Genomic DNA, 3,477 nt, shown 5'->3' with positions numbered 1-3,477 from the left:
TTTCTATGACCCGATGATCGCCAAGCTGATTACCTGGGCGCCGACGCGCGACGGTGCGGCGGATCTGCAGATCGAAGCGCTCGACGCGTTCCGCATCGAAGGGCCGGGCCACAATGTCGATTTCCTGTCCGCGATCATGCAGCACCCGCGCTTCCGCTCGGGCGAGCTGACCACCGGCTTCATTGCCGAGGAATATCCCGAAGGCTTCCAGGGCGCTGCCGCCGACGAGGATCGGCTTCGGCTGGTCGCGGCGTTGATCGCAGGCGCGCAGTTCAGCCTGATGGCGCACGAGGGGCAGATTTCCGGCCAGTTGAACGGTGCAGCCAACCCGCCGCGCGAATGGGTCGTGAAGATGGATGGCCGCAAATACGCGGTCGAATTGGGCGAAGGCGGCGCGAGCGTTGACGGCGAATGGATCGCCGGAACCACCGATTGGCAGCCGGGCATGGTGCTCGCAGCGGCGAGCGGCCATGGCGAGAATCTCGCGATCCAACTGCGGCGCGAAGGCAGCAGCACCTGGGCGCTGACCACGCGCGGCAAGACGCACAAGGGGCTGGCGGTGCCTGCGCGCATCGCTCCGCTGCTCGATCACATGATCGAAAAGGAACCGCCCGATCTTTCCAAGATGCTGATCTGCCCGATGCCGGGCCTGCTGGTGAAACTCCACGTGAGCGAGGGTGAAGAAGTTCAGCCGGGCCAGCCGCTCGCCACGGTCGAGGCGATGAAGATGGAGAACATCCTGCGCGCCGAGAAGGAAGGCACCATCGCGTCGATCAATGCTGCCGAGGGTGACAGCCTGCAGGTGGACGAGGTGATCCTGGAGCTGGAATAGTGCACCTTTCGCACGATCCTTCGGCCCCGGCAGCGGACGAAGCCAGTTTCGACCAGTTCCTGAAGGTCGATATCCGCGTCGGGACTATCGTTGCGGCGCATGAATTTCCCGAAGCGCGCAAGCCGGCCTACCGGCTGGAGATCGACTTCGGCTCGGCGATCGGGGTGAAGAAATCCTCGGCCCAGATCGTCGCCAATTATGCGCGAGAGGAGCTGGTCGGGCGGCAGGTCGCGGCGGTGGTCAACTTCCCGCCGCGCCAGATCGGGCCTGCGATGTCCGAAGTGCTGACGCTGGGTTTCGCGGACGAGGCAGGCGAAGTGGTGCTGTTCGCACCCGACAAGCCCGTGCCGGACGGGTCGCGGCTGTTCTAGGTCAATCCGCCGCCAAATCGAGGTGCAGGCACTGGTTGAACTCGGTGTTCTCGTAATCGGAGAATGCGTCGCCGTGCCTAAAACCACGTGCCCGATACAGCGCAAGTGCGGGCTCGAATGAAGGGCCGCTGCCCGTTTCCAGGCTGAGGCGGTTCAGCCCGACTTCTTTGGCCTGCGCGATGATTGCGTCCAATAGCGCTCGCGCCACGCCTTGACGCAGGGCATCCGCCCGTGTGCGCATGGACTTGATTTCGGCTTGTCCGGCATCGAGCTGCTTGAGCGCGCCGATGCCGAGCAATTCGCCTCCGCGCCACGCGCCGAACAGCGTAATGGCTGGATCGTCCAGCCCGGTCAGATCGAGAGCAAAGGCCTGCCCCGGCGGCGATCCGGCGCGCATTTGCTGCACATGGTCGAGCGCCAGTGCGCGGACCTGCGGATCGTCGAGCGTGACCTCCCGCACTTCGAGCGCCATCGTCAATGCGCCTGCAACTGCTCGTCGAGGAAAGCAGCGATGTCGGACAGGTCCACGTCGCGCGCGACGAAAGCCTCTCCCAGCGAACGCAACAGGATGAACGGCACCGTGCCGCCGCCCGCCTTCTTGTCGTTGCGCATATGGTGGGCGAGGGTGGTGCCGTCGCAGTCCATACCCAGCGCCGCAATCTCGGTCGGCAGTCCGGCGCGGGCCAGCGCGTCCGCCACCTGCTCCGCATTCGACAGCGAGATCAACTCGCGCCGCGCGGAATAGCGCGCCGCCAGCACCATGCCGAGTGCCACCGCCTCCCCGTGTAGCAGGCGCTCACCGAAGCCTGTCTCCGCCTCCAGCGCATGGCCGAAGGTGTGGCCAAGGTTGAGGAGCGCGCGCGCATCCTTCGTCTCACGCTCATCCTCCGCGACGATCTGCGCCTTCATGGCCACGCAATGCGCGATGACAGGTTCGAGAACCGCGTCGTCGCAGGCGATGATCGCGCCGCTCGTTTCGTCGACGCGCGCGAAGAAATCGGCATCGCCCAGCACGCCGTACTTGAATACCTCGGCCAGCCCGGCGCGCAGTTCACGCTGGGGCAGGGTGGCGAGGCACGATGTATCGGCCAGCACCAGCGCGGGCTGGTGGAAGGCGCCGATCAGGTTTTTGCCCGCGCCCGTGTTGATCGCGGTCTTGCCGCCGACGCGCGAATCGCCCTGTGCCAGCAGCGTGGTGGGGAGCTGTACGAAGCCGCAGCCGCGTTTCAGGATTGCGCAGGCGAAGCCGACTAGGTCGCCGACCACGCCGCCGCCGAGTGCGAAAACGTGGTCGGACCGGGTGATGCCGCGTTCAAGCAGCCAGTCGGTCAGCTTCTGCAGTTCCTCCCAGCTCTTCGACCCTTCGCCGGGCGCAACCTCGTACCAGTCGATCGCGTGACCCGCCGACCGGAAGGATGCCTGCAACCGTCCCCCCAGCAGCCGCTTGGCATTCGCGTCGGCTACCACGGGGACAGACCGCTTGCCGTAGGATTCGATGAAGGCATGGGCTTCGGCATGGGTTCGGTCGAGCAACCCTGCGCCAACCCGCACCTCATAGCTGCGCCCGGCGAGCGCGACATCTACGACAGCCATTGCTCGATCCCCTCGATGATCGACCATGCGGTGCGCGTATGCGGGCCGCGCTGGCCTTCTACCCGGATATGGGCCTGTTCGTAGAACGGCGCACGCTCGCGTTGCAGCCGCGTAAGCACGGCTTCGGGTTCCTCGTTGCGCAGCAGCGGGCGGTCGTCCCGGCGCCCGGTCCGTTCGACCAGCGTCGCAATGTCGCAGTCGATCCACACCGTGACTGCGCGCTCAAGGATAAGTGCGCGCGTTTCCGCGTTCACGAAGGCTCCGCCACCGGTCGCGATCACACCGTGTTCTTCTTCGATCAGGCGGGCGATCACCCGGCGTTCTCCGTCGCGAAAATAGGCCTCGCCGAACTCGCTGAAGATTTCCGCGATGGAAAGCTGGGCTGCATCCTCTATCGCATCGTCGGCATCGATAAAGCCGCGGTCGAGCATGGTCGCCAGCCTCCGCCCCACGGTGGACTTCCCAGCGCCCATCAACCCGATGAGCGCAACCGGGCGGTCGAGCCGCTTCTTCAGCGTCTCGATCCGGGCAAGCGCATCGGGGTTCGGCAAAGGCTCCATTGCTCGGCGGCGTAGAGATGGGCTAGATGCTATGTTATTTATTCAATCTTTGAGTCAGGTAGATGACGCAAGTTTACAATTAGAAAAGCTAGGGTATTATACAGTATATCCTGAAGAAGAG

The 3,477-nt window shown here is 64.7% G+C and carries 5 protein-coding genes; 2 read left to right on the top strand and 3 right to left on the bottom strand.

Annotated features, from left to right (window positions below; translation table 11 throughout):
* Both ACEQXE_RS08340 and ACEQXE_RS08335 read left to right on the top strand, forming a co-directional pair.
* Positions 1-832 (top strand): biotin/lipoyl-containing protein (locus tag ACEQXE_RS08340; RefSeq protein ID WP_370178428.1); only part of this gene is annotated, 832 nt, incomplete at its 5' end.
* A complete protein-coding gene (locus ACEQXE_RS08335) occupies positions 832-1,203 on the top strand; it encodes a tRNA-binding protein (RefSeq protein ID WP_370178427.1) in 372 nt (123 codons plus the stop codon). The genes ACEQXE_RS08340 and ACEQXE_RS08335, both read left to right, overlap by 1 nt.
* Position 1,204: 1 nt before the next feature.
* On the opposite strand, the gene ACEQXE_RS08330 is transcribed toward ACEQXE_RS08335, so the two are convergent.
* From ACEQXE_RS08330 to ACEQXE_RS08320, 3 genes are read right to left on the bottom strand one after another with little or no spacing between them, the layout of a single operon-like run.
* The gene (locus ACEQXE_RS08330) at positions 1,205-1,675 is read right to left on the bottom strand and encodes a GNAT family N-acetyltransferase (RefSeq protein ID WP_370178426.1); all 471 of its coding nucleotides are present in this window, start codon (positions 1,673-1,675) and stop codon (positions 1,205-1,207) included.
* 2 nt (positions 1,676-1,677) lie between these two features.
* Entirely contained in the window at positions 1,678-2,796 is a 1,119-nt protein-coding gene (gene aroB / locus ACEQXE_RS08325; RefSeq protein WP_370178425.1) for a 3-dehydroquinate synthase, read from the bottom strand.
* The gene (locus ACEQXE_RS08320) at positions 2,784-3,356 is read right to left on the bottom strand and encodes a shikimate kinase (protein ID WP_370178424.1); all 573 of its coding nucleotides are present in this window, start codon (positions 3,354-3,356) and stop codon (positions 2,784-2,786) included. The genes aroB and ACEQXE_RS08320 overlap by 13 nt, the downstream gene beginning before the upstream one ends.
* Between the last annotated feature and the right edge of the window lie 121 nt (positions 3,357-3,477).

This window comes from Alteriqipengyuania sp. (assembly GCF_964222115.1).
Taxonomy (GTDB): Bacteria; Pseudomonadota; Alphaproteobacteria; order Sphingomonadales; family Sphingomonadaceae; genus Alteriqipengyuania.
The sequence above is the reverse complement of the archived record's forward strand: the minus strand, read 5'-3'. Positions and strand labels throughout refer to the sequence as shown.

Coding starts and splice junctions, on each gene's coding strand:
- ACEQXE_RS08330 (WP_370178426.1), bottom strand. CDS start 1,675: ATGGCGCTCGAAGTGCGGGAGGTCACGCTCGACGATCCGCAGGTCCGC.
- ACEQXE_RS08320 (WP_370178424.1), bottom strand. CDS start 3,356: ATGGAGCCTTTGCCGAACCCCGATGCGCTTGCCCGGATCGAGACGCTG.
- aroB (WP_370178425.1), bottom strand. CDS start 2,796: ATGGCTGTCGTAGATGTCGCGCTCGCCGGGCGCAGCTATGAGGTGCGG.